Source organism: Amycolatopsis sp. NPDC051102, from assembly GCF_040682815.1.
Classification (GTDB): Bacteria; Actinomycetota; Actinomycetes; order Mycobacteriales; family Pseudonocardiaceae; genus Amycolatopsis.
Genome location: NZ_JBFBBT010000001.1, coordinates 815,236 through 839,609, shown reverse-complemented (window position 1 = coordinate 839,609; position 24,374 = coordinate 815,236). Strand labels below are relative to the sequence as shown.

Here is a 24,374-nt window from a genome sequence, read left to right as displayed (position 1 = left end):
TCGGCGGGGGCGTTGCCCGCGCCGGGCAGCGATCGTGGATTTTCGGGCAGCAGGATGCCACTACCAGCAGGGGACGGTCCGGCGCTGCTAATTTTGGCCGACAACTCGGTGAAAAGAGGGTTGCGCGATGGCAAACCCGCTGGTGGCGGAGACCAAGGATTCCACGAAGGCGTATTCGGGTGTTTCGCTGCTGGAGTCGGCGAATGATCTGAAGTCGGCCATCGAAAGTGGCGACTGGGCGTCGGTGGCCCTTGGTGCGGTCGGGACCGCCCTCGACGCGCTGTCCATGGCGATGGACCCCTTCGGTGCGATCCTCGCCGCCGGGGTCGGGTGGCTGATCGAGCACGTCGGTCCGTTGAAGGAAGCGCTCAACGGGCTGACCGGCAACGCCGACGAGATCGCCGCGCAATCCGAGACCTGGAAGAACATCGCGGCCGAGCTGGGCAGCGTCGGCGAGGACCTGACCGGAATGGTCAAGGCCGACACCGCGTCCTGGACCGGGAACGCGGCGGACACCTATCGGCAGCGGGCGCAGGACACGGTGACGTTGCTGGAGACGGCGCAGAAGGGCTGTGAGGGCGCTTCCAGCGGCGTCAAGACCGCCGGCGAAGTGGTCGCGGCGGTCCGCGCCTTGGTGCGGGACATCATCGCGGAGCTGGTCGGGCATTTGATCAGCTGGGCGTTGCAGGTTGTGTTCACCCTCGGCATCGGGATGACGTGGGTGGTGCCGCAGGTGATCAACGCGGTGGCCAAGACCGCGTCGAAGATCGCCGATCTGGTGAAGCGGCTGGTCACGGCGCTGAAGGCGCTGATTCCGCTGCTGAAGCGCGCCGGGGATTTGTTCGCAGATGCGGCGAAGGCGTTGAAGAACATCAAGCCGGGTAAGGCCGCGCCGCCGCCGCCGAAGCACGCTGACATCAAGAGCGGCCCGAAGGACATCGGCCCGCCGAAGGGCAAGGGTGACCCGGACGCCCCGCCACCCAAAACGGACCCGCCGCCGAAGGACGGCGACAGCACCACGACGTCCGGTGCGAAGGGCGACCCGCCGCCGAAGAGCGACCCGCCGCCCAAGACCGATCCGCCGCCCAAGAGCGATCCGCCGGCCGACACCCCGCCACCGCCGAAGACCGAAGCGCCGCCCGGGGGCACGCCGAGGGGTGGCCCCGGCGGCGGTGGCAAGCCCCAGGGCGACCCGAAGGGCGACGGCCCGCGCGACCGCGCGGTGCCCGACGACAAGAAGGTCTGCGTCTCCGACCCGGTCGACGTCGCCACCGGCGAGGTCGTGCTGACCCAGATCGACCTGACGCTGCCGGGCGACGCGGGCGAGCTGGTGCTGTCGCGGACGCACCTGTCGGCCTACCGCGGCGGCCGGTGGTTCGGCCGCTCTTGGGCGTCCACTTTGGACCAGCGGCTGGAGGTCGGCCGCGCGCACGTCCGGTTCTTCGCCGAGGACGGCATGGTCCTCGTCTACCCGCTGCCCGACGGCGACCGGCCCGTGCTGCCGATCGAGGGGCCGCGCCACCCGCTGCGCCGGATCGCCGGCGGCTACCGGCTCTCCGCCGGCGCCCGCGACCTGGAGTTCGCCGGCGGGCGCGGCCAGGTGCTGCCGCTGACGGCGATCGAGCAGGACGGCTCCCGCACCACGATCGAGCACGCCGAAAGCGGCGCCCCGCGGCTGCTGCGGCGAGCCGACGGCACCGAGATCAGCGTCGAAGCCGGCACCGGCCGGATCACCGCGCTCGGCGTGCCCGGCGGCGCGCCCGTCGTCCGGTACGGCTACAACCGGCTCGGCCAGCTGACCCAGATCGCCGGCTTCACCGGCCGCCCGGTGAACCTCGACTACGACGTCGACGACCGGATCGTCGGCTGGCAGGACCGCACCGGCACCTGGTACCGCTACGTCTACGACGCCGCGGGCCGCTGCGTCCGCAGCGTCGGCGCCGGGCGTTACCTCAACGGCACGTTCGCCTACGACACCGAAGCCCGGACCACCCGGCACACCGACGCGCTCGGCCACACCTGGACCTACCGGATGAACGAAGCCGGCCAGCTCGTCGAACGCACTGACCCGCTCGGGCACACGCGCCGGTACTCCTGGACCCGCTACGACGACCTGCTCTCGCAGTCCGACGAACTGGGCCGGATCACCTTCTACGGCTACGAAAACGGCGTGCTGACGACGGTGACGCGGCCGGATGGCTCGCAGGTGCGGCTGCGCCCCACCGCGGTCGGCGAGGTCGAACTGCGCGCCGGCGACGCCCGGGTGGTGGCCCCGGCGGCCGATCCCTACGCCGCCCTCCCGGGGGTCTCCACGCGGCTGCGCGTCGACGGGCCGGCGGACCCCCTCGGCGACGAGCCGGTGATCACCGCGGCGGCCCGGCCGGGCGACCGCGACCCGTTCGGCCGGCCCCGGCTGGTGCACACCGCCTCCGGTGGCGCGGCCCGGCTCGGCTGGACGGCCGAGGGGCAGCGCTCCTGGCGGATCGGCCCCGACGGCGCTCGGGAAAGCTGGCGCCACGACGGCGAAGGCCGCGTCGTCGAGCACCGCGACGCCGCCGGGCGGACGACCCGGCGCACGTACGGCCCGTTCGGCCTGCCGATCGAGGAGTCCGACGCCACCGGCGCGCGCACCACGTACGGCTACGACGCCGAGCTGCGGCTGATCGCGGTGACCAACCCGCGCGGCCAGACCTGGCGCTACACCTATGACCCCGCCGGGCGGCTGGTCGAGGAGACCGACTTCGACGGACGCCGGCTCACCTACGCCTACGACGAGGCCGGGCAGCTGCTCCGGATGACGAACGGCCTCGGCGAGGTCACCGAGTACTCCTACGACGTGCTCGGCAACGTCGTCGAACGCCGCACGGCCACCGGCGTCACCGGGTACGCCTACGACGCGCTCGGGCAACTCGAATACGCGGTCAACAACGAGTCGGTCCTGCAGATCGTCCGCGACGAGCGCGGGCGGATCCGCGAGGAGACGCTCAACGGCGTCGGCGTGCGGTGGACCTACGGGGCCACGAGCGTCCGCCGCCACACGCTGTCCGGTGTGGACAGTGAGTGGCACTACGACGGCGACCGTCCGGTGTCACTTCGCGTCGCGGGGCACGAAATCGCGTTCGAGTACGACGAAGCCGGCCGGGAGACCACGCGTTCGGTCGACGGCGAAGTGGTCCTGCGCCAGGTCTTCGACGCCTCGGACCGGCTCGGCGAACAGGTGATCACCGGCCTGGGCCGGCGCGGCTACACCTACACGCCGGACGGCAGGCTCGCCGCGATCGACGACGCACGGCCGGTCCGGTTCGGGTTCGACCAGGCGGGCCGGGTCACCGAGGTGCACGCGCCCGACGGCGTCGAACGCTTCGCCTACGACGCGGCGGGCCGGCTCACCCCGGCCGGGACGCGGTACGGCCACGACCCGCAGGGCCGCGTCACCGGCCGGGTGCGGGTCACCCCCGCCGGTCCGGAGGAATGGCGGTTCGTCTGGGACGAGCTGGACCGGCTGATCGCCGTCATCGCCCCCGACGAGGCGTTCTGGACGTACCTGTACGACCCGCTCGGCCGGCGGTTCGCCAAGCGGCGCTGGGAGCTGGGCGACGACGGCGCGCCGCGGCAGACGGCCGAGACGTGGTTCGTCTGGAGCGGCCCCGAGCTCGTCGAGGAGATCGAACTGACCGACGACGGCCGGTCGCGCGTGCTCACCTGGGAACGCCACCCCGACGACGGCCGGCCGGTGGTCCAGATCGAGCAGCGCGGCGCGGAGGTGCGGTTCCACACGGTGGTGACGTCACCGGCCGGCACGCCGACCGAGCTCGTCGGCGCGGACGGCCGGGTCGAGTGGCAGGCGCGCATGAGCTTCTGGGGCGAACTGCTGCCGTCGACGTCCGGGACCGCGCCGATGCCGCTGGCCTTCCCCGGCCAGTACCGCGACGCCGAAACCGGGCTGCACTACAACGTCTACCGCTACTACGACCCGCGGACCGGCCGGTACCTGAGCCAGGACCCGCTGGGCCTGGCCGCGGCGCCCGACCCGGTCGGGTACGTCTCGCAGCCGCACCTGCACGGCGACCCGCTCGGCCTGGTGCAGAGCCCGTGCGGCAAGACGGGCGGCCCGAAGCCCCCGGACAACCCGGCGGGCGGCGGCGACGCGGCGAAGGTCCCGCCGGGCGCCAAGAAACCGGACGGCCTCGACGAGTTCCGCGACCCGGACGGCAAGATCCGCCCGCACAACATGACCGACGAGCAGTACGCCAAGTTCTCGAAGAAGTGGGACGAGATGATGGCGCCGGGCAAGGACAAGTCGTGGTTCTGGTCGGGCGGCCACATCAAGGACTCGGAGTTTTCGCGGTTCCGGTGTGGGGCAAGAACGCGGACCCGTCGAAGCCGAACTCGCACCTCTACGACCCCGTCACCGGCAAGAACATCACGGAGCAGAAGTACCACGGCTCCCTCGAGGACCCGGCCATCGACATGGCGAAGAAGCACGGCGGCAACACCCTCGAAGGCATCCTGAAGGACAACGGCGTCGAGATGCCCAAGTTCGCCGACAACCACCCCAACGGCGAGAAGGTGTGGAAGGACGCGTCGAAGGCGCTGGCGCACAACGCGGAAGGCGACGTCCACATCGCCCTGCCGAACACCCCGGGCAAATCGAGCGGCTGGGCCCACCAGGGCGACGAGCTGGGCTCGCGGCGGCCGAACAACGTGTTCGACATGGACGAGTTCCCGATCCTGCGCCACAACCCGAAGGTGGACAAGGTCTGGGCCCACGACGCCGACTTCCCGAACGAGCCCCCGGTGCTGATCTGGGACCGCGCCACCCGCTGAGCCGGTTTCCGCATCAGGGCACCGGAAACGGCGGCGGGAAGGGCCCGCCGGAGCCGGGCCAGCGTGAACGCCGTCCAGGGTAAGGCCGCGTCGGCGGGTTCGCGCCGGAGTGCCCGCACGACCTGCTTTTCGCTGATGATGAGGGTCCCGCACGGCGGCCGTCGCGGCCGAGTACGGCCCTTGCCGCGGCAGGCCCAGCAGGCCGCCGGCGCGTTCGTCCGGGCGATCAGGCCGCCGCCCTGCCGGCGCAGCTGCGATGAGCGGGGACGAGGTGGTTCACGGTGACGGTGACGCACCGGCAGGGCGAGCAGCACCGGGGCCGGGTCGGGCCCGGGCGGGCTCATCGCCACGGTCGTGCCCAGCGCGATCCGGTCGTCCACACCGGACTCCCCGGTGGCGACGTCCACAATGGTCCCGTCGGCGACCGCCGTGCGGAGCACGACGGCGCCGGTCCACACCGCGTCGGCCGCGACCGGCGGGGCCTGCCCGGTGTCCCAGGACGCGCTGACCTCCCACGGCACCGGCTCGCCGGTGCGGCGGAACTGGGCCGGCGCGGACACCCGGGCCCCGAGCGGCACGGCGAGGTCGAACCGGTCGAAAGTCGCCGTCGCCGGCTCGGTCACGAGCGCGGGGCGGGCCACCGGATCGGCGAGCCGCAGCACGATCTCACTGGCGACGTCCATGGACCACCGTGACAAGGCGCGTCGACAGCCCGTCGACAGTGCTCGATTGGGCCGAACGGACCCGTATCCACACCGCGGTCCGGCCCTCCTGAACAGGGTGGGGATGGACGATCCGGCGGGCGCGGCCCTGGGGCAGGACCGACCGGAGTTCCGCGTGCTCGGCCCGTTCGAGGTGCTGGTGCGCGGCAGGCCGCTCGACCTGGGCGGTCCCCGCATCCGGACGCTGCTCGCGCTGCTGATCGCGAACGCCGGCCGGGTGACCGGGGTGGACACGATGGCGAACGCGCTGTGGGACGTGGACGCCACGCCCGGCACACCCCGGACCGTGCGGACCTACATGTCACGGGTGCGCCGCTCGCTGGCGCCGGTCGCCGCCGCCCTCGGCGTGGGCGACCTGATCGAGACCCGCGCGGCCGGCTACGCCCTGCGGCTGGCACCCGCGCTGCTCGACGCCCGCGAGTTCGAACAGCTGGTGATCGCCGGGCGGGCGGCGCTGGCGGCGGACCCGGTGACGGCCGCGGACCGGCTCTCCCGCGCGCTGGCGCTGTGGCGCGGTGACGCCTACGAGGACTTCACCGGCACCGTGGCGCTGCTGGCCGAAACCCGGCGGCTGCAGGCGTTGCGGCTGGGCGCGCTCGAAGACCGCATCGACGCCGACCTCGCCGCCGGCGCCGGCGAGGCGCTGATCGGCGAACTGACGGCGCTGAGCGACCGGCACCCCGGCCACGAGCGGCTGTGGGGGCAGCTGATGACGGCCCTCTACCGCGCGGGCCGCCAGGCGGACGCGCTGGACGCGTTCACGCGGGCCAGGGCGGTGCTCGTCGGCCGGTTCGGGCTGGACCCTTCGCCGCGCCTGACCGGGATCCACCGCCGGATCCTCGACAACGATCCGCGGCTGCTGCCCGCGCCCCCGGTCCGGCCGGTCGTCCAACCGGCCGGACCGGTCCGCAACGACCTCCCCGGCGACATCGCCGACTTCGCCGGCCGGGAACCCGAGCTGGCGCGGCTGCTGGCGGCCCGGGACGGCGTCACGCACAGCGCGCCGACGGCCGTCGTGATCGAGGCGATCGACGGGATGGCCGGCATCGGCAAGACAACCCTGGCCATCCACGCCGCGCACCGGCTCGCCGCCCACTACCGCGACGCCCAGCTGTTCATCGACCTGCACGGGCACACCTCCGCCCAGGCACCGACCACCCCGGCGGCGGCGCTGGACACACTGCTGCGTGCCCTCGGCGTGGCCGCGGACCGGATCCCCCACGAACCGGACGCCCGCGCGGCGCTGTGGCGCGCGGAACTCGCCGGCCGTTCGATCATCGTCGTGCTGGACAACGCGGCGAACGCCGCGCAGGTCCGGCCGCTGCTGCCGGGCAGCCCGGGCACGCTGCTGCTGGTCACCAGCCGGCGGCGCCTGGCCGGCCTGGACGCGGCGCACATCCTGTCCCTGGACGTGCTGCCGGAGGAAACCGCCGTCGCGTTGTTCAACGGCGTCGTCGCCGACGACCGGCCCGCCGCCGAAGCCGGTGCCGTCCTCGACGTCGTCGCGTTGTGCGGGTACCTGCCGCTGGCCATCCGGATCGCGGCGGCGCGGCTGCGCACCCGGTCCGCGTGGACCGTGGCCCACCTGGCCGACCGGCTGCGCCAGGCCGGCCGTCCGCTGGCCGAGCTGTCCGCGGGCGACCGCAGCGTGGCCGCGGCGTTCGCGTTGTCCTACGGGCACCTCGACGCGGCGCAGCAGCGCATGTTCCGGCTGCTCGGCCTGAACCCGGGCCCGGACATCGACGTCCCCGCCGCCGCGGCGCTGGCCGCCGTGGCCCCCGGGGAAGCCGAGCGGCTGCTGGAGAGCCTCGTCGACGACCACCTGCTGCAGCAGCCGGTGACCGGCCGGTTCCGCTTCCACGACCTGGTCCGCCAGCACGCGCAGGCCACCGCGCTGGCCGACGAGCCGGAACCGGCCCGGACCGCGGCGCTGCGCCGGCTGATCGGCTTCCACCTGCACACCGGCCACCGCGCCAGCCGCCTGCTCGACCAGCAGCACCCGCCGATCGACGTCGGCGAGCCGCCGCCCGGCTGCGTGCCGGCCCCGGTGCCCGACGACACGGCCGCGATGGCCTGGTTCGACGGCAACCACCAGTGCGTGCTCGCGGCGCGGCAGGCCGCCGAGGACGCCGGCTGGGACACGTGGGTGTGGCAGCTGGCCTGGACGCTGGACAACTTCCACTACCGCCGCGGTCACCTCCAGGCCAACATCACGTCGTGGCTGGCCGGCCTGGCCGCTGCCGAGCGCCTCGGGGACGTGGCCGTGCAGGCCCGCGCGCACCGCCGCCTCGGCCTCGTCTACGGCCCGTTCGGGATGCCGGCCGAGGCGTTGCCGCACCTGGACCGTTCGCTGGAGCTGGCCGGGGAAATCGGCGACACGCTGGGCCAGGCGGGCGTCCACTTCGTGCTGGCGCTGCACTGGACGAACGAGAAGGACGACGAGCGGGCGCTGGCGCACGCCGTCAGCGCGCAGGAGCTGTACAGCGCCCTCGACGACGGCAAGTGGGAAGCGCGCGCGTTCAGCCTGATCGGCGGGTGCCTGAGCCGGCTGGGCCGCCACGACGAGGCGCGCGCCCACGCCGAGGCGGGGCTGGCCCGCTGCCGTGAACGCGGCGACGTCTACGGCCAGGCCGACGCGCTGGACAGCCTCGCCGCGATCGCCGGCGAAACCGGCGACCACGGCGAGGCGCTGGAGCAGTCACGGCGGGCCCTGTCCCTGTGGCGCCACCTGGACAACACCTACCGCCAGGCGGCCACGCTCGCCGCGATGGGCGACGCCCACCAGGCGCTGGGCCACCCGGACCAGGCGCGCGAGGCGTGGCACCAGGCCATCGACCTGTACCGGGCGGGCAACCTGCACCCGGCCGCGGACGAGGTCGAAAAACGCGCGGCGAACTGGGGCCGGGCCGGCGATATCGGCTGAATGTGCCGATCCTGTAGGGCCGGCTGCGACCCTGGGAGTCCTGGTTCGGGGCTAAACGTCCGCGAGGCAGGTCATGTAGGTCCAGCCCCAGTTCCCGTCCGTCGCCTGCACGTACAGCCATCCGTTCGCGTTCGACACGCCGCAGGCGGTGTAGCGGGTGTTGGAGAGGGTGTAGTGGTTCTGCCAGCACGCGAGGACGTTGCCCTTGCTCGCCGAGCCGACCACGGTCCCGTACGGCACCTCCTCGATCGGGAGCCGGTCGGCCAGTGACTTCACCGTCCCGGTGGCGCAGAAGTCGGAGTACGCCGCGGTGGCGGCACTCGCCGCCGGCGGCGCGGCGAGCGGTGCGGCGAGCCCGCACGCGGTGAGCAGGACCGACGCGACCCGGTGCTTGATCCTCATGGTTCCCCCTCGATTCGGAACGGAGTGTCGTGACGGAGGCGATCGTGGCAGGGCCCGCTGCAACGGCACTGCAGTCACACGGAAAGGGGGTCGGCATGCCCGATGTGCGGTTCGGGGTACTCGGACCGGTCACGGCCTGGCGTGGCGCGGACGTGGCCGAAGTGGGCTCCGGCAAGGCGCTGCGAGTGCTGGGCACGCTGCTGCTGTCGGCGAACCAGCGCGTGGAGCGGGACCGGATCATCGAGGACGTCTGGTGCGGGGCGGCACCGAGGAGCGCGGTCAACCTGGTTCAGAAGTACGTCGGCGACCTGCGCCGATCGCTGGGCCTGGACGGCGGTTCGCTGCGGACGCTGGGCACGGCCTACCTGCTGTGCGTACCGCCCGGCCGGCTGGACAGCGCGCGGTTCGCGGCCGGGCTGGCGCGGGGGCGGGCGGCGGCGGCGGACGGCGACCTCGGCACCGCGAGGCAGTGCCTCACCGACGCGCTCGGCCTGTGGCGGGGGCCGGCGTTCGGGGGCTTGAACACTCCTGCTGCAGCCGCCGAACGGGAGCGGCTGGCGGAGTACCGTTCGGGCGCGCTGGAGGACCTGGCCGAGCTGGACGTGCGCCGCGGCGAGCACGCGCTGGCGATTCCGGAGCTGACCCGCCTGGCGGCCGAGCACCCGTACCGGGAGCGGCTGCGCGAACTGCTGATGCTGGCGCTCTACCGGGCGGGCCGCCAGGCCGACGCACTGGCGGTGTTCGACGGCATCCGCCGCCGGCTGGCCGGCGACCTCGGCGCGGATCCGGGCCCCGGCCTGCGGCGCGTGCACGCCGGGATCCTGCGCGCGGACCCGGCCCTGGATCCGCCCGCGGCCTCTCCGGCGCCGGCGAGGCCGATCGCCGACCCAGGCACGCCCGTGGTTCCCCGGCAGCTGCCCGCCACGCCGGCGTCGTTCGTCGGACGGCGCCGGGAGCTCGCGTGGCTCGACGCCGGCCCGTCCGTGTGCGCGATCGTCGGCCCGGCGGGAATCGGCAAGACGTCGCTGGCGCTGCGCTGGGCAGCCCGCCACCCCGGCCGCTTCCCCGACGGCCAGCTGTTCGCCGACCTGCGCGGCCGCGCGCCCGCCGGAACGGACCCGGCCGAGGTCGTGGGCGGCTTCCTGGAGGCGCTGGGGGTGCTCCGGGTACCGGCGGCCCCGCACCGCCGGACGGCGTTGTTCCGCAGCCTGGTGGCGGGAAAGCGCCTGCTGCTGGTGCTCGACGACGCAGCCGGCACGGGTCAGGTCCTCCCGCTGCTGCCGGGCGGCGGCACGTGCACGGTGCTGGTGACCAGCCGCACCCGTCTGCCCGGCCTGGTCGCCCGGCAAGCGGCTCGGCACTTGGCGCTGGACGCGCTGTCCGGCACCGAGGCCCGGGCGTTGCTCACGGCCCGGCTCGGCGCCGCCCGGGTGGCGGCGGAAGCACCGGCGGCCGACCGGCTGATCGACCTCTGCGGCGGAGTCCCGCTCGCCTTGAGCCGCGTCGCAGCCGAAGCCAGCACCCGACCCGGCACCACCCTCACCGCCCTCGCCGCGGAACCACTCATGCACCCGGCGCAGGCCCGGTCATGACGTCACCGCAAGCCCCTCCGGCTCGCTGCCCACCGGCACCGTCGCGATCACCTTGTTGGTCGCGATGTCGATCACCGACATCGAGCCCGAGCCCGAGTTCGTCACGAAGACGTAGCTGGCGTCGGGGGCCGCCGCCACGCCTTCGGGCTGGTCCTGCACCGGGATCGCCGTGTGGCCCAGCAGGGACACCGTGTCCGAGCCCGCGTTGGCGACGTAGACCTGGCCGCGCGGGGTCACCGCCACCCCCATCGGCACCTGGCCGACCGGCTGCGTCGTCATCAGCGTCGGCCCGGTGGCGCTGATCGCGTCGACGCTGTTCGCGCCCGTCGCCGCCACGTAGACCCGGTCGCCCGCCGGGCTGGTCGCGATGCCCGCCGGGAAGCGGCCGACCGGGAGGGTGGCCACGACCAGGTCCGTTCCGACGTCGATCACCGAGACCGTGGCCCCGCCGTTGTTGGTCACGTAGACCCGGCGCCCGTCGGGGCTGGCGGCCGGGCTGTGCGGGAACCGGCCGACCGGGATGCGGTGCACCACGGCGTTCGTCGTGGTGTCGAGCACCGAAACCGTGTCGGCACCGAAGTTCGTCACGTAGGCGTGCGAGCCGGCGACCGCGACGCCGAACGGGTGCAGGCCCACCGGGACCGTGGCCAGCGTGGAATACGTGCGCGCGTCGATCACCGAAACCGTGTCGGAGAGCTCGTTGGCGACGTAGACCCGGTCGCCGTCGGGCGCCGCGCCCACGCCGACCGGTGACCGGCCCACCGGGATGGTCGCGACCACCTCCTGCATCCGCGTGTCGTACACGGTGACGTTGTCCGAACCGCTGTTCGCCACGAACACCTGGACCCGCGAGGGATAGGCGTGCGCGTCCGGGCAGGCGGCGGTGGCGGCCAGTACCAGCGCCGCCAGCACTCCGCCGGCCCGCCTGGGGCGGGACCTGCCGCGCCGCCGCGCGCGCGGAATCGCGCCATTGCCGAATGACATTGCCTTCTCCCCGTCGAGGAACCAACCGTGTGTTGCGCAGGAAATGAAGGCTTCCCGGATCTCCTGTTCGGACGCCTTCGGGCGAAACCGGTCGGCGAAGCGCTTGTGGCGCGCCGTTTCCCGGGCCGCGCCCACGCTAACCGACGGTTCGGCGGACCGGCCACCGGAACAAGATCATGATCGCCTTGACGAGTGAATACGCCGCGGAAACGCCACGATTCGCAGAATAAACCTTTTCAACCCGTCCGGGTGTCACCGATCACGTGTAGCGAACGTATGGCCGCACTGTAAGGCGGCTCAATAGATTTCCGGCTCGACCGCCCACTCGAATACCGGGGAGCCCGTGATGACACTGAAAGAACGAATGACGACGCGGAAGATCGGCGCGGCCGCCGCCGTGGTGGCCGCGGCCGCCGGGATGGTCTTCGCCGCCCAGCCCGCCAACGCCGCCTACCCCACCAGCACCTTCGACATCACCTACGGCGCGAGCTACTACCGCGGCACCGTCACCTGGTACAACCGCTCGGTCGGCGTCGCCGGGACGTTCAAGGCCACCGGGTGCCGCCGGGTGTACGCGTCGGCGTGGGCCGGCAGCGTCCGGACCGACTACCGGAGCACCAGCACGCACTGCGACTCGACCACGTCGACGTCGTTCTCCCTGACCGCGGACGTCGTCGGCGGGGCCGACGTCGTCGACCTCTGGATGACCGACGGGGGCGGGACCTACCTCAAGGGCGTCGCCTGCTACCGCGGCGACAGCACCTGCGCCTGACCTCCCCGGGAAGGCCGTCCCGCAGCGGCGGCCTTCCCCGCGTGCGTGTAGCGATCGTGTAGCCGCGCTCGGCAGGCTCGGGTACCGGATCCGACGGACGGGGGACGAGGTGAGCAGGTCACCCTTTCCGCCGGTACCCGCCGGGCGGCAGGAGATCGGTATCGACGTCGACGTGCTGTTCGGCGCGCTGCCGAGCCGGCGGCTGGACGCGTCCCTGGACGCGGCGACCGGACAGCACGTGAAGCACCGGATCCGGCGCGGCCTGGTCTGCTCGTTGCGGGGGGCGTTGTTCGACGCGCGCGCGGGCAACGACGAGCTGCGCAAGGCCGGTGACCGGACGCGGTTCGTCCCCGTCGGCACGGTCGACGTCCGGGACGCGCTGACCGCGGACACGGAGATCCCGCGGATGGCCGCGTCCGGGGTGCGGCTGCTGCGGCTCTTCCCGCCGGAGCAGTGGGTGGAGCCGGATTCGGCGGCGCTGGCGCACGTCGTGGACGTCGCGGTCGCCCACGGGCTGGTCCTGCTCACCAGCGGCGACTTCAGCCGGTTCTGGCGGCCGTTCGCCGGCCGGGGGGCGCGGGTGTGCTTCCTCGACGTGCACGCCTACCGGGTGGCGGACTTCGTCGTGCTCGCCCGCCGCGAACCGGGGTTCGTCGCCTCGACGCGGCTGCTGTGCGGTCCCGACTCGATCGAGCGCATCGCGGGCGAGGTGGGCGCGCACCACCTGGCCTACGGGTCGCGGGCCCCGCTGCACGACGTCCTGCCCTCGGCGCTGAGACTGCGGACCGCCGGGCTCGACGACGAGGCGTGGCGGCAGGTGGCCGGGGGTACGGCCGCGGCGTGGCTGGCGGAGGGGGCATGATCATCGACGTCCACGGCCACGCCGGGCCGTGGTTCTTCAGCACGGACGTGGGGAGCGTCGACCTGAACCTCGCGCTGATGGACCGCTACGGCATCGACCGCCAGATCGTCTCCGCCTCGGAGGCCGTCACCTACGACATGGTGTCGGGCAACCGGTGGCTGGCGGAGGTCCTCGACACCCAGCCGCGCCTGCTCGGGTACGTGGTGGTGAACCCCAACGACCTCGGCGGCGCCGCCCGGGAACTGGAGAAGTACCGGCCCGGCGGCCGGTTCGTCGGGGTCAAGGTGCACACGACCTACCCGGACCGGCCGCTGCTGTCGGCCGAGGTCCGGGACGCGCTGGGGCTGGCCGCCGAGGCGGGGCTGCCGGTCCTGGTCCACACGTGGGACGAGACCGTGCTGGGGCTGGTGGACGTGCTGGAGCGGTTCCCGGACCTGCGGGTGATCGCGGGGCACATGGGCGGCCCGGCGTGGCGGACGGCCGTCGAGGCGGCCCGCCGCCACGAGCGGCTCTACCTCGAACCCTGCTGCTCGATCACCGACCGCGGCCGGTTCCGGTACGCGCTCGACCGGGTGCCGCTCGGCCAGCTGCTGTTCGGCACGGACAGCACCCTGGTCGACCCCGCGATCGCCATGGGCGTGGTTCTGGAGGACGGGCTCACCGACGAGCAGTACGACCACGTGATGTGGCGCAACGCGGCCGGCCTCTTCGGCATCGCGGCCGAACCGGGCCCGGGCGCATGAGGCCGGCCGCCGTCCTCGTGGTGTCCGCGCTGATCGCGGCTTCGCTCGTGGCCTGCGGCCCGGGCGCGGCCGTCAACACGGTCACGCTGTGGATGTACCCGGTGATCGCCGACCAGGCGCAGAGCCGGGCCTTCTGGCAGCGGGCCGAGGCCGGGTTCGAACGCGACACCGGTGCCGACCTCAGGATCGAGCTGCAGCCGTGGGAGGGCAGGCAGGAGAAGCTCGGGGCCGCGCTGATGGCGGGCAACGGCCCCGACGTGGTCCTGCTGCAGTCGGACATGATCCCGCAGTACGTCGGGGAGAACGCGCTGGCCACCGTCGACGACGTGGTCGCGGGCAGCCCGCGCGCGTACTCGCCGCCGGTCCTCGACGCGCTGCGGGTGCACGGCCAGGCCTACGGTGTGCCGCTGTACCGGACCGTGACGACCACCGTGTACAACCGGAAGCTGTTCGCCGAAGCGGGGATCACGCAGCTCCCGCGGACGTGGGACGAGGTGAAGGCGGCGGCGCCGAAACTCGCCGCGCACGGCATCCCGGTGCTCGACTACTCCGGTTCCACCGAGGAGACGCTCAACCTCACCTTCTACCCGCTGCTGTGGCAGGCGGGCGGCCGCGTGTTCACCCCCGACGGCCGGAAGAGCGCGTTCGCGTCGGCGGAAGGCGTGTCGGCGCTGCGGTTCCTGGTCGACCTCAACGCGGTGAACGGCCTCCCGCGGGACGCGGCGACCAAACGCAGCGGGCTCGCCGACGACGCCATGGTGACCGGCCGGGCCGCGATGGCGCACGCCGTGACCGAAGCCGCGGCCCGCACCGTCATCGCCGCGATCGGACCGGAGAACGCCGTGATCGGGCTGCCGCTGCAGAACCGGGCCCGGGTGGCGTTCGGGACACCGGGGGCGTTGTCGTTGCTGCGCGGCGCGAAGAACCCGGACTTGGCCCGGAAACTGCTGGCCGCCCTGACTTCGCCGCCGGTGGCCGGCGAGCTCTGCGCCCGCTCCGGCTTCTTCGGGCCGTGGTCGGACGCGGCGCCGCCTTCGGCCGACGCCGTCGACCGGGAGTTCGCCCGGGCCCTGCCCTTCACCTCGGCCGGGGACGCGCATCCGCAGGCGCGGAAGGTGATGGGCCTGCTGGCGCCGCACCTGCAGGCCGCGCTGCTCGGCGAGAAGACCCCGGAACAGGCGCTCGCCGAGGCCGCCGCGGAGGCCGACGCGCTGCTCGGCAGGAGCTGATGGCCCGGGCGCGCCGGGCGTTGCCGGTGCTGGTCTTCCTGCTGCCGGTGCTGGTGCTGTTCGGGGTGTTCCGGTTCCTGCCGATGCTGGGGGCGGTGGGGCTGAGCCTGAGTGACTACCACGTCGGCGGGGACTGGCGGTTCGTGGGCACGGAGAACTACCGGAGCCTGTTCTCCGACCGGATCTTCCTGGACAGCCTGCGCACGACGTTCGGCTACGTCGCCCTCTACGTGCCGCTCACCGTGGCGACGGCGCTGGGCACCGCGCTGCTCCTGCACGTCGTGCCGTGGGGCCGCGGCCTGTTCCGCGCCGCGCTGCTCGCGCCCTACGCCACCAGCCTGGTGCTCGGCGGCGTCGTCTGGCGGTGGGTGCTCGAACCCACCGGCGCCCTCCGGCAGCCGGGGCTGGTGCTGCCCGCGCTCGCCGTGGTCGGCGTGTGGAAGGGGTTCGGCTACGCGATGCTCGTGCTGCTGGCGGGCATCGGCGACGTCCCGGCCGGCTGCCTGGAGGCGGCCAAAGTGGACGGCGCGAGCGCGTGGCAGCGGTTCCGCCACGTACTGCTGCCCTCACTGCGGCCGGCGTTGTTCTTCGTCCTCGTCGTCGAGACCGTGGCCGCCTTCCAGGTCTTCGACACCGTGTACGTGATGACGGGCGGCGGCCCGGTCCGGGCCAGCTACACGCTGGCGTATGCGGTGTACGACTACGGGTTCCGGTACTTCGACGTGGGCCGCGCCGCCGCCGCGGGGGTGACGCTGTGGGCCATCGTGCTGCTGGTGTCGCTCACCCAGCGCCGCGCTTTCGAGCGGAACCCGTGACGGGTCGCCGCCGCTGGGCCGCCGCGCTGCTGGCTGTCGCCTCCCTGGTGGCCGTCGGGCCGTTCGTGCTGATGCTGCTCGTCGCGTTGTCGCCCGGCAGCGCGCCGACGCTGCCGAACCGGCTGCCGGACTCGCTCACCGGGGACAACCTCGCCGGGGTGCTCTCGACCGAGAGCTTCCTGCGCTGGACGGCCACCACGGTGATCTACTCGGTGGTCTCGGTGGTGGCCGTGCTGCTTTCGGCGTCGATGGCCGCCTACGTGTTCGCCCGGAAGCGGTTCGCCGGCCGCGAGGTGCTGCTGTGGTCGTTGCTGTCCACGATGATGGTGCCGTTCCACGCGCTGCTGATGCCGTCGGTGGTGGTGATCTCCCGGCTGGGCTGGTCGGGCACCTACGCGGGCCTGATCGTGCCGACACTGGCCAACGCCCAGGCCGTCCTGCTGCTGCGCCAGTTCATCGCGGCCCTGCCCGACGAGGTCTTCGACGCCGCACGCGTCGACGGTGCCGGCGACTGGCGGGTGTACCTGAGCATCGTGCTGCCGCTGTGCCGCCCGGTGCTCGCGACGCTGGCGGTGTTCGTCTTCCTGTGGCACTGGAACGACTTCCTGTGGCCGCTGGTGGTCGCGCAGTCCGACGAAATGCGCACGCTGACCGTCGGTCTGTCCACTTTGGAAGCCGGGCACCTGACCGCCGGTCAGCTGATGGCCTCGGCCACCGTCACCGGGGTGCCGTGCCTGCTGGTCTTCGTGCTGCTGCAACGGCACCTGGTCCGGACGATCGGCTTCACCGGCTCGGGACGCTGAGCCCCAGCCGGTGCCGGGTGGCCACCGCGCGCTCGTGGGAGACCCGCATGCCCAGCCGCCCGAACAGCTCGGCCGACCGGTCGAAACAGGCGGCGGACTCGGCGAAGCGCCGGTTGCGGTGCGCCACCCAGCCGAGGCTGTACAGAACCGATGCCTTGTCGGCGCTCTCGTCGCCCGGCGAAAAGACCGCCAGGGACCGGGACATCAGGCTCGACGCCCGGTCCGCGTCGCCCTGCTCCGCGCAGGTGGCGGCGAGCACGTGCAGCGCCAGCGCCTCGTCGCGGGGGCAGGCGGCCGCGTGGAACAGCTCGATGGCCTCGGACAGTGCCCGCTCGGTCTCTTCGCGGTCGCCCCGGGCCTTGTGGTGCAGGCCGAGGCTGAACAACGCGCAGGCCTGGCCGTACCGGCTGCCCAGCTCGCGGAACGTGGTCAGCGCGCTGCCGAGGCACCGCGCCGCTTCCTCGAACCGTCCCTCGGTCCGGTGCACGATGCCGAGCGCCTGCAGGGCGAAGGCGGCCCCGGCGGCGTCCGCGCACCGGTCGAAGGTGGCCCGTGCCTGGTCCAGCTCGGCCGCCGCCTCGGCATGCGCGCCGTGGAACAGGTGCACGCTGCCGAGCCCCAGGGTGGCGTAGGCGTGCCCCCGGCACTCCCCGATCCCGGCGAAGATGCGCTGCGCCTGCGCGAAGTGCTCGTTCGCCTCGCCGTAGCGGTCGCGGTAGAACGCCAGCGCGCCGAGCCCCTGGTGCAGGATCGCCCGGCTGCGCCGCGCCCCGGCGCGGCCGGCCGCGGCCAGCGCGAGCCGGTGGGTGTGCGCCCACAGGTCGTAGTGGCTGCGCAGGTCGAACAGGGTGGTCAGGACGCAGGCGGTGTCGCAGGCCAGGGTGGTCAGGTCGAGGGCGAGCGCCTGCTCCAGCACGGCGACCAAGGCGTCCCGCTCGGCGTCCAGCCAGCCGAGCGGATCGGCCAGCAGCTCCTCGGCGGTGCCGGCGTCGAACGGCGCGCCGAGCTCCGGGGTGAGCCGCACCTTGAGGAACCGGCACGGCAGCCCGGATTCCGCGCGCACGGCCAGGCCCAGCCAGGCGCCAAATGCCCGGCGCAGCGCCGCGGTCCGCTCGGCAGGCGGGTCGACGGCGTTCGCGCGTTCCCGGGCGAAGACCCGCAGCAGGTCGTGGAAGCGGTAGCGCCCGCGGCCGCCCGGGTCGGTGCCGGAGACCTCCACCAGGTGCACGTCGACCAGGCTGTCGAGGACGTCTTCCGCCGCCGGCAGGCCGATCTCCAGCAGCGCGGCGACCACCCAGGCCGGGAAGTCCGGGACGTCGAGCAGGCCCAGCAGCCGGAACGCCCGCTGCTGCACCTCGTCCAGCGCCTCGTAGCTCCACGCGAGGCTGGCGCGCGCCTCGAGGTCGTCGATGCGCAGCTCGTTCAGCCGGGTGCCCTCGTCGGCGAGCCGCGCGGCCAGCCGGCCGACCGTCCACTGACCGCGCCGGGCCAGCCGGGACGCCGCGATGCGCAGCGCCAGCGGGAGGTTGCCGCAGTAGCGGGCCACCGCGGCGGCCGCGCCGGGCTCGGCCGCCATCCGCGCCGGGCCGGCGATCGACGCCAGCAGCCGCACGGACTCGCCGGCGCCGAGCACGTCGAGGTGCACGGTGTGCGCGCCGACCAGCTGCACGCGGCTGGTGACGAGCACCGCGGACCCGGGCGAGCCGGGCAGCAGCGGGCGGATCTGCGCCATGCTCGCGACGTCGTCCAGCACGATCAGCACCCGCCGCGCAGCCAGCTGCGACCGGTACAGCGCGGCACGGGCCTCCAGGTCCGCCGGGACGGCGTGCGGGTGCACGCCGAAGGCGATCAGCAGGGTCGCCAGCACGGTCGCGGGCTCGCGCGGCGACGAGCCGGGACCGCCGAGCCGGACGTAGAGCTGGCCGCCGGTGAAGTGCTCGCCGGCCTCGTGCGCCACCCGGACGGCCAGCGCCGTCTTGCCCACCCCCGCCTTGCCGGTGATGGCGGTGACCACCGACCGCGCCGGGCGGGTCAGCAGGCGGTGCAGCTCGGCCGATTCGGCGACCCGGCCGGTGAAGTCTTCGATGTCGGGCGGCAGCTGCATGGGCCGCACGGCGTCGCCGTCCTCGGGGACTTCGCCGCGGAGGACCCGCTCGTGCAGCTCCCGGACCGCGTCGCACGGCTCGACGCCGAGGGCTTCGACGAGCACGCCCCGCAACGCGCGGTAGGTTTCCAGCGCTTCGGCGCGCCGGCCGGCCCGGTGCTGGGCCAGCATCAGCCGTTGCCACAAGCCTTCCCGCAACGGCAGCTGCCGCACCAGCGCGGCCAGTTCGGGGATCAGCTTGCTGTACTGGCCGGCCGCCAGCCGGGCGTCGGCGAAGTCTTCCCGGGCCGCGGCGGCCGTCTGCTGCAGCCGCGCCACCTCGACCTCCAGCCACCCGGCGCACGGCACGTCTTCGAGCGGTTCACCGCGCCACGCGCTCCACGCCTGTTCCCACAGCGCCACCGCCGTGCCGGCGTCCCCGGCGGCCAGCGCCGCCCGCGCCGCCTCCGCCGTGGTCTGGAAGACCCGGCTGTCGAGCGCGCCGGGGCCGACGTGCAGCCGGTACCCGCCGCCGTCGGTGACCAGCAGGTCGCGCAGGCCGATGCCGGCGAAGTCCCGGCGCAGCCGGCTGACGTAGGTGTGGACGTTCGCGACGGCCGAGGCCGGCGGCCGCTCGCCCCACAGCGCCTCCACGAGGGCGCCGAGGCCGACCGCCTGCGGGGTGCGCACCAGCAGCGCGGCGAGCAGTGCCCGCTGCCGCGGCGCCGCCGGTTTCAGCGGCCGGCCCGCGTTCGTCACGTGCAGAGGACCCAAGATCCCGAACCGCGCGGTCTCACCCACGATTTCCCACCCCGGATGAGGAACGTAGCAGAACTGCCGGGCGGATCGATCGCCCGAAAGGGGCGTCCGCGGCCGGGAAAGCCGCTGTCCACGGCGTGTAGGCCCCGTATAGGCGCCGCTGGCTAGGTTGGCGCGGTTCGCCGAGATCACCCGAGCAGGTGATGGCGAGACCCTTGCACCGCTCCCGGAGGACCGCATGAACAACCGCACGCAGTGCGCCGGCTTCGCCCTCGCCCTGATCCTCACCGGGCTCGGCGGCACCCCGGCCGGCGCGAGCCCGGCCGCGACCACCCGGGACTTCGGCCCGGTGGTGATCACCGGAGTGCCCAAGGCCCCCACGCCACCGGCGAAGGCCACGCAGAAGGTCGTGCCGCTGGCCGCCATCGACACGCAGCTGACCGCCGGGACGACCGCGTACGTCTACTCGGAGCTGCGGGCCTACGACGCCGACCAGGCCAACCTGATCGACAACGAGATCCGGTGCTCGGGCGCGGGCTCGTCCAACGTCGTCATGGGCGAGAACGTGCTCCCCGCGACGAGCCCGAACCCGGCACTGCGGGACATCACGATCGTCAACCGGTTCCTGGTCACGGCCACGACGAGCGGCGCCCTGACGTGCACGCTGTACTTGCGCACGGCATCGACGTCGGCCTTCGAGGCCCAGGAGACGGTCTCCGGGACGCTGAGGTTCGCCTCGACGTCGGTGGGCGGCGACGCCGGCGGCGCGGCGGTGCAGCGCTCGCTCCCGCCGGGCAACCTCCCGGTCACGTCGACGACGGTGGCCCCGGTCGTCACGGCGACGCTGCCGGCGGGCTACCGCGAACTGGCGGTGATCGCGGACGTGGAGTTCCACCGCGGCCCGGAGCCCACCCCGGACAGCCCGATCCACTATTCGACGGCCCGCTTCACCCTCACGGCCACGACCTCGGGCGGCCCGGACTGCGCGAGCGCCCCGGTCGCGCAGACGGAGGAGACGGTGGTGCGCGGGGTCAACCACGCGGCCATCCCGCTGTACACGAAGGTCCCGGTCAACCCGGGCTGCACCGAGGTGAGCGCCGAGGTGACGACGACGTACGTGGCGGGCAACCCGGGCTCGGTGGGCGGCGCGGCAGCGGGCCTGACCGACGAGACGGGCGTGACCGGCTCGACACCGAACCACACGTCGGCGATGACCCACGTGTTCGTGGTGCCGAGCTGACGGAGGTGCGTTGTCAGGCCGCCGAAGCCGCTCTTCCGAGAGCGGCTTCGGTGCTGCCGGGAGGGGCACCGCCGCCGAGGCCCCCGACCGCCGGACCGCACCACGTCCTCAACCCGCCGAAGCTGCTCCGAGAGCGGCTTCGGTGAGCGTGGTCGCCGTCCGGATCAGGCTGCGGACCGCCTCGTCGGGGGGCAGGCCGTGCAGGTCGGTGAGGCCGAACAGCGCTTCGGCGCTCATGACCACCGCGAGGTCGCGCTTCAGCTGGGCCAGCGCCGGGGCGTCGAGGCCGCGCAGGTCGGCCGGCGGGGTCAGTGCGCCGTCGATCAAGCCGAACCGCAGGCCGGGGCGGGCCGCGGTGTCGGCGGGCCGGGTGATCGTCGCCGCGATCATCGCGCGGACCACCGTCTCGTGGGCCAGCACGTGCCGCAGCAGGTGCTCGGTCGCCGCCGCCACGCGGACGACCGGATCCGGGCTGTCCGCGATCGGGGCGAGAGCCTCGGCCGGGTCGAACAACGTCCCGGCCACCGCCTCGCGCAGCAGGCTCGCCAGGTCCGGGAAGTAGCGGTACGCGGTGGCCTCGGACACCGCCGCCGCCCGCGCGACCTCCGGCATCGTCACCGGTCCGCCGCTCCGGACGAGATCGGTGGCCGCGGCCAGGATCGCGTTGCGCGTCCGCCGCTTCTGGTTGACCCGTCCCCCGCCGTCCATCCGCACCGCCTTTCAAGCCGGCTCTCATCCTAAGAGTCCACTTGCACGAACGCCAAATGAGGGTATACCTTCCTCGTGATAGTCCACTCTCACGAGGAGCATCGATGCCACGCATCGCCATCGTCGGGCCCGAAGCCGGCGAGATCGTCCTGACCGGCCCGATCCAGCTGCGGATCCTCGAAGACGGCAGCACCACCGGCCACCGGCTGGGCCTCGGCGAGATCGTCGTCGCGCCGCACACCGCCGGCCCGCCGCAGCACCGCCACGCCCAGCACGACGAAGGCTTCTACGTCGTGCGCGGCACGGTCCGCTTCACCGTGGGCGAAGAAAGCCACGACGCCCCGGCCGGAAGCCTCGTGATGGTGCCGCCGGGCGCGCCGCACACCTTCGCCAACCCGGGCGACGAACCCGCGGTCGTCCTCAACACCTTCACGCCCGACCTCTACGTCCAGTACTTCCGCGACCTCCGCGCGTTCGCCGAGCAGGCGGGGCGGCCGCCGCAGGGCGGCGAAATCACCGAGATCATGGCCCGCTACCACACCGAACCGGCCACCACCTACGCCGGCGACGACACCCCGGCGGCCGAGCCGCGGACCACCGACGTCCAGGTCGGCGACGTCGCCGTCCGGCTCGAGGAGCGCGGCACCGGACGCCCGGTCCTGCTGCTGCACGGCGGAGCGGGCCCGGCGTCGGTGGCCGGCCTGGCCACCCTGCTCGCCGCGCGGGGTACCCGGGTGCTCACGCCGGTCATCCCCGGCTTCGACGGCACCCCGGCCGCGGGGGACGTCGCCGACGTCCCCGGGCTCGCCCGGCTCTTCCGGCAGCTGCTCGGCGCACTCGGGGTGTCGGACGTCCTGGTCGCCGGCAACTCGGTCGGCGGGTGGATCGCGGCGCAGATGGGCGTCGACGAGCAGGCGGCGCGCGACACCGGGGACGCCTCGGCGCACCGCGTGGGCCGGCTCGTGCTGCTGGACGCCGTCGGGATCACCGTCGACGGGCACCCGATCACCGACCTGTCCGCTGTGCCACCGGACAAGCTGCCCGACCTCGTCTTCCACTCCCCCGACCGTTTCCGGGTGGATCCGTCGCTCCTGCCGCCCGAGCGCCTCACCGCCATGCAGGGCAACGCCGCGGCACTGAACCGCTACGCGGGCGATCCGTACATGCACGACCCGGCGTTGCGGGCCCGGCTCGAAGCGGTCCGGCTGCCGGTGCGGGTCCTCTGGGGCGAAAGCGACGGGGTCGCCGGCCTGTCCTACGGACGTGCCTACGCGGCCGCTTTCGCCGGGGAGAACGACGAAGGCGCCGAGTTCACCGTGGTGCGCGAAGCCGGCCACCAGCCGCAGCTCGAACAACCCGAGCGCGTCGCCGACCTCGTCCTCGGCCGCGGAATCACGGGCTGAGCGGCGAGGTCGCGGAGCGCGCTGCTGACGGCGTCTCGACGGCGGTCCCGGACGGCGCCACCTCGTCCCACCGGCGGGCTACGCCCGTCCCGGCCACCCACCCCTGGACGGAGCGATCATGATCCTCTCCCCGCCGCGGCCCGAACCCACCGCGATGAGCCCGGCCCGGCTGCGGGCGGCGTTCGCCGTGCTGCTGCTGTCGATGCTGCTCGCGATGCTCGACAACACCGTCGTCGGCACCGCGATGCCCACGATCGTCGCCCAGCTCGGCGGCCTCGGCCACCTGGCCTGGGTCGTCACGGCCTACACGCTGACCACGGCCGCGACCACGCCGGTCTGGGGCAAGCTCGGCGACCTCTACGGCCGCAAGCGCGTGCACCTGAGCGCGATCGCCCTGTTCACCGCGGCCTCCGTGGCGTGCGGCTTCGCCCAGGACATGCCCCAGCTGATCGCCTTCCGCGCGGTGCAGGGCGTCGGCGGCGGCGGGCTCGCCGTGGGCGCGTTGTCGCTGATCGGCGTCCTGGTGCCGCCCCGCGAACGCGGCCGCTACCAGGGCATGACGGCGAGCGTCATGGCGGCCGGGCAGATCGGCGGCCCGCTCTTCGGCGGCCTGGTGACGAGCTTGCTGGGCTGGCGCTGGAACTTCTTCCTCAACCTCCCGCTCGGGCTCGCGGTGTTCGCGGCCACCGCGTTGGTGCTGGTGGTGCCGCCGGTGCCCCGGCGCCGGGTGCACCTCGACGCCGCGGGCGCGTTGCTGCTCACGACGGCGGTGACCGGTCTGCTGCTGGTCACCGGCGGCACGGGCCCGGCGGTGCCGCTGACGGTGGTCACGGTGGGGGCGGCCGTCGCCTTCGTCCTGGTGGAGCGGCGAAGCAGCGAACCGGTCCTGCCGCTGAGCCTGTTCGCCCGGCCGAACCTCCGGCTGACGACGGTGGTCACCTTCGTGGTCGGCGTCATCAGTTTCGGCACGATCACCTTCGTGCCGCTGTTCCAGCAGACGGTCCAGGGCGCGTCCCCGTCCGGCTCCGGAACGCTGCTGCTGCCGATGACGCTGGCCGTCGTCGTCGCGTCCCAGGTGGCCGGGCGGGTGACCAGCCGGACCGGCCGGTACCGCCGGTTCCCGGTCATCGGCGCGGCGGCCATGGCCGCGGGCTGCGCCGTGCTCGCCACCGCGCACGCCGGCACCCCGGTCTGGCTCACCAGCGGCGCGCTGGTGCTCGTCGGCACCGGGCTCGGCCTCGCCACCCAGGTGGTGATGCTGATCGCCCAGAACACCGTGCCGGTCGCCGAAATCGGGGTGGCGACGGCGACCACGACGATGTTCCGCACGATCGGCGGCGCGGTCGGCACGTCGGTGTTCGGCGCCCTGCTCGCGACCGGCGGCGCGGGCCCCGCGGCCGTGGTGACGGGGATGTCGCGCATCTTCACCGTCGCAGCTGTGGTCGCCGCGGTCGCCGCCGTCACGGCTTGGCGCATCCGGGAACTCCCGCTCGGCGACCGCTGATCA

Annotated in this window: 17 protein-coding genes; 13 read left to right on the top strand and 4 right to left on the bottom strand. The window is 73.7% G+C overall.

The window, feature by feature from the left end; genetic code table 11:
- Window positions 1-127: 127 nt before the first annotated feature.
- From AB0M93_RS03470 to AB0M93_RS03460, 3 genes are all read left to right on the top strand, one after another.
- Window positions 128-4,513, top strand: a complete 4,386-nt coding sequence (locus AB0M93_RS03470) for a DUF6531 domain-containing protein (RefSeq protein ID WP_364267931.1) — start codon at window positions 128-130, stop codon at window positions 4,511-4,513.
- Window positions 4,471-4,827, top strand: a complete 357-nt coding sequence (locus AB0M93_RS03465; protein WP_364267929.1) for a hypothetical protein — start codon at window positions 4,471-4,473, stop codon at window positions 4,825-4,827. Before AB0M93_RS03470 ends, AB0M93_RS03465 begins: the two co-directional genes overlap by 43 nt.
- A 354-nt stretch (window positions 4,828-5,181) precedes the next feature.
- Window positions 5,182-8,472, top strand: coding sequence for a BTAD domain-containing putative transcriptional regulator (locus AB0M93_RS03460; RefSeq protein WP_364267927.1), 3,291 nt, complete (start codon window positions 5,182-5,184; stop codon window positions 8,470-8,472).
- 51 nt (window positions 8,473-8,523) lie between these two features.
- On the opposite strand, the gene AB0M93_RS03455 is transcribed toward AB0M93_RS03460, so the two are convergent.
- On the bottom strand, window positions 8,524-8,874 hold the full coding sequence (locus AB0M93_RS03455) for a hypothetical protein (protein ID WP_364267925.1): 351 nt from the start codon (window positions 8,872-8,874) through the stop codon (window positions 8,524-8,526).
- A 95-nt stretch (window positions 8,875-8,969) separates the two neighbouring features.
- Between AB0M93_RS03455 and AB0M93_RS03450 the strand changes: the two genes are divergently transcribed.
- Window positions 8,970-10,466 (top strand): BTAD domain-containing putative transcriptional regulator, encoded by a 1,497-nt coding sequence (locus AB0M93_RS03450; RefSeq protein ID WP_364267923.1) that lies wholly within the window; start codon window positions 8,970-8,972, stop codon window positions 10,464-10,466.
- Here AB0M93_RS03450 and AB0M93_RS03445 read toward each other — a convergent pair.
- Window positions 10,461-11,450 carry a beta-propeller fold lactonase family protein gene (locus AB0M93_RS03445; protein ID WP_364267921.1) on the bottom strand — a complete coding sequence of 330 codons (990 nt, stop codon included), beginning with the start codon at window positions 11,448-11,450 and terminating at the stop codon, window positions 10,461-10,463. The two genes, AB0M93_RS03450 and AB0M93_RS03445, sit on opposite strands and share 6 nt — an antisense overlap.
- A gap of 346 nt (window positions 11,451-11,796) precedes the next feature.
- Here AB0M93_RS03445 and AB0M93_RS03440 point away from each other — a divergent pair, with 346 nt between their 5' ends.
- From AB0M93_RS03440 to AB0M93_RS03415, 6 genes are all read left to right on the top strand, one after another.
- Window positions 11,797-12,222 (top strand): hypothetical protein, encoded by a 426-nt coding sequence (locus AB0M93_RS03440; RefSeq protein WP_364267919.1) that lies wholly within the window; start codon window positions 11,797-11,799, stop codon window positions 12,220-12,222.
- Window positions 12,223-12,331: 109 nt separating this feature from the next.
- Entirely contained in the window at window positions 12,332-13,084 is a 753-nt protein-coding gene (locus tag AB0M93_RS03435; protein WP_364267917.1) for a hypothetical protein, read from the top strand.
- Window positions 13,081-13,827 (top strand): amidohydrolase family protein, encoded by a 747-nt coding sequence (locus AB0M93_RS03430; RefSeq protein WP_364267915.1) that lies wholly within the window; start codon window positions 13,081-13,083, stop codon window positions 13,825-13,827. The genes AB0M93_RS03435 and AB0M93_RS03430 overlap by 4 nt, the downstream gene beginning before the upstream one ends.
- Window positions 13,824-15,056, top strand: coding sequence for an extracellular solute-binding protein (locus AB0M93_RS03425; protein ID WP_364267913.1), 1,233 nt, complete (start codon window positions 13,824-13,826; stop codon window positions 15,054-15,056). Before AB0M93_RS03430 ends, AB0M93_RS03425 begins: the two co-directional genes overlap by 4 nt.
- Window positions 15,056-15,871 (top strand): sugar ABC transporter permease, encoded by an 816-nt coding sequence (locus AB0M93_RS03420; protein WP_364267911.1) that lies wholly within the window; start codon window positions 15,056-15,058, stop codon window positions 15,869-15,871. The genes AB0M93_RS03425 and AB0M93_RS03420 overlap by 1 nt, the downstream gene beginning before the upstream one ends.
- A complete protein-coding gene (locus AB0M93_RS03415) occupies window positions 15,868-16,674 on the top strand; it encodes a carbohydrate ABC transporter permease (RefSeq protein ID WP_364267909.1) in 807 nt (268 codons plus the stop codon). The genes AB0M93_RS03420 and AB0M93_RS03415 overlap by 4 nt, the downstream gene beginning before the upstream one ends.
- Here the strand turns inward: AB0M93_RS03415 and AB0M93_RS03410 are convergent.
- Window positions 16,655-19,558 (bottom strand): BTAD domain-containing putative transcriptional regulator, encoded by a 2,904-nt coding sequence (locus AB0M93_RS03410; RefSeq protein WP_364267907.1) that lies wholly within the window; start codon window positions 19,556-19,558, stop codon window positions 16,655-16,657. The two genes, AB0M93_RS03415 and AB0M93_RS03410, sit on opposite strands and share 20 nt — an antisense overlap.
- A gap of 196 nt (window positions 19,559-19,754) precedes the next feature.
- On the opposite strand from AB0M93_RS03410, the gene AB0M93_RS03405 reads away from it, so the two are divergent.
- The gene (locus AB0M93_RS03405) at window positions 19,755-20,756 is read left to right on the top strand and encodes a hypothetical protein (RefSeq protein ID WP_364267905.1); all 1,002 of its coding nucleotides are present in this window, start codon (window positions 19,755-19,757) and stop codon (window positions 20,754-20,756) included.
- 108 nt (window positions 20,757-20,864) lie between these two features.
- On the opposite strand, the gene AB0M93_RS03400 is transcribed toward AB0M93_RS03405, so the two are convergent.
- Complete coding sequence (locus AB0M93_RS03400; RefSeq protein ID WP_364267903.1) at window positions 20,865-21,464, bottom strand: TetR/AcrR family transcriptional regulator; 600 nt, start codon at window positions 21,462-21,464, stop codon at window positions 20,865-20,867.
- Window positions 21,465-21,568: 104 nt separating this feature from the next.
- Here AB0M93_RS03400 and AB0M93_RS03395 point away from each other — a divergent pair, with 104 nt between their 5' ends.
- On the top strand, window positions 21,569-22,867 hold the full coding sequence (locus AB0M93_RS03395; RefSeq protein WP_364267901.1) for an alpha/beta fold hydrolase: 1,299 nt from the start codon (window positions 21,569-21,571) through the stop codon (window positions 22,865-22,867).
- Between the two features lie 118 nt (window positions 22,868-22,985).
- Window positions 22,986-24,371 (top strand): MFS transporter, encoded by a 1,386-nt coding sequence (locus AB0M93_RS03390; RefSeq protein ID WP_364267899.1) that lies wholly within the window; start codon window positions 22,986-22,988, stop codon window positions 24,369-24,371.
- Window positions 24,372-24,374 lie beyond the last annotated feature (3 nt).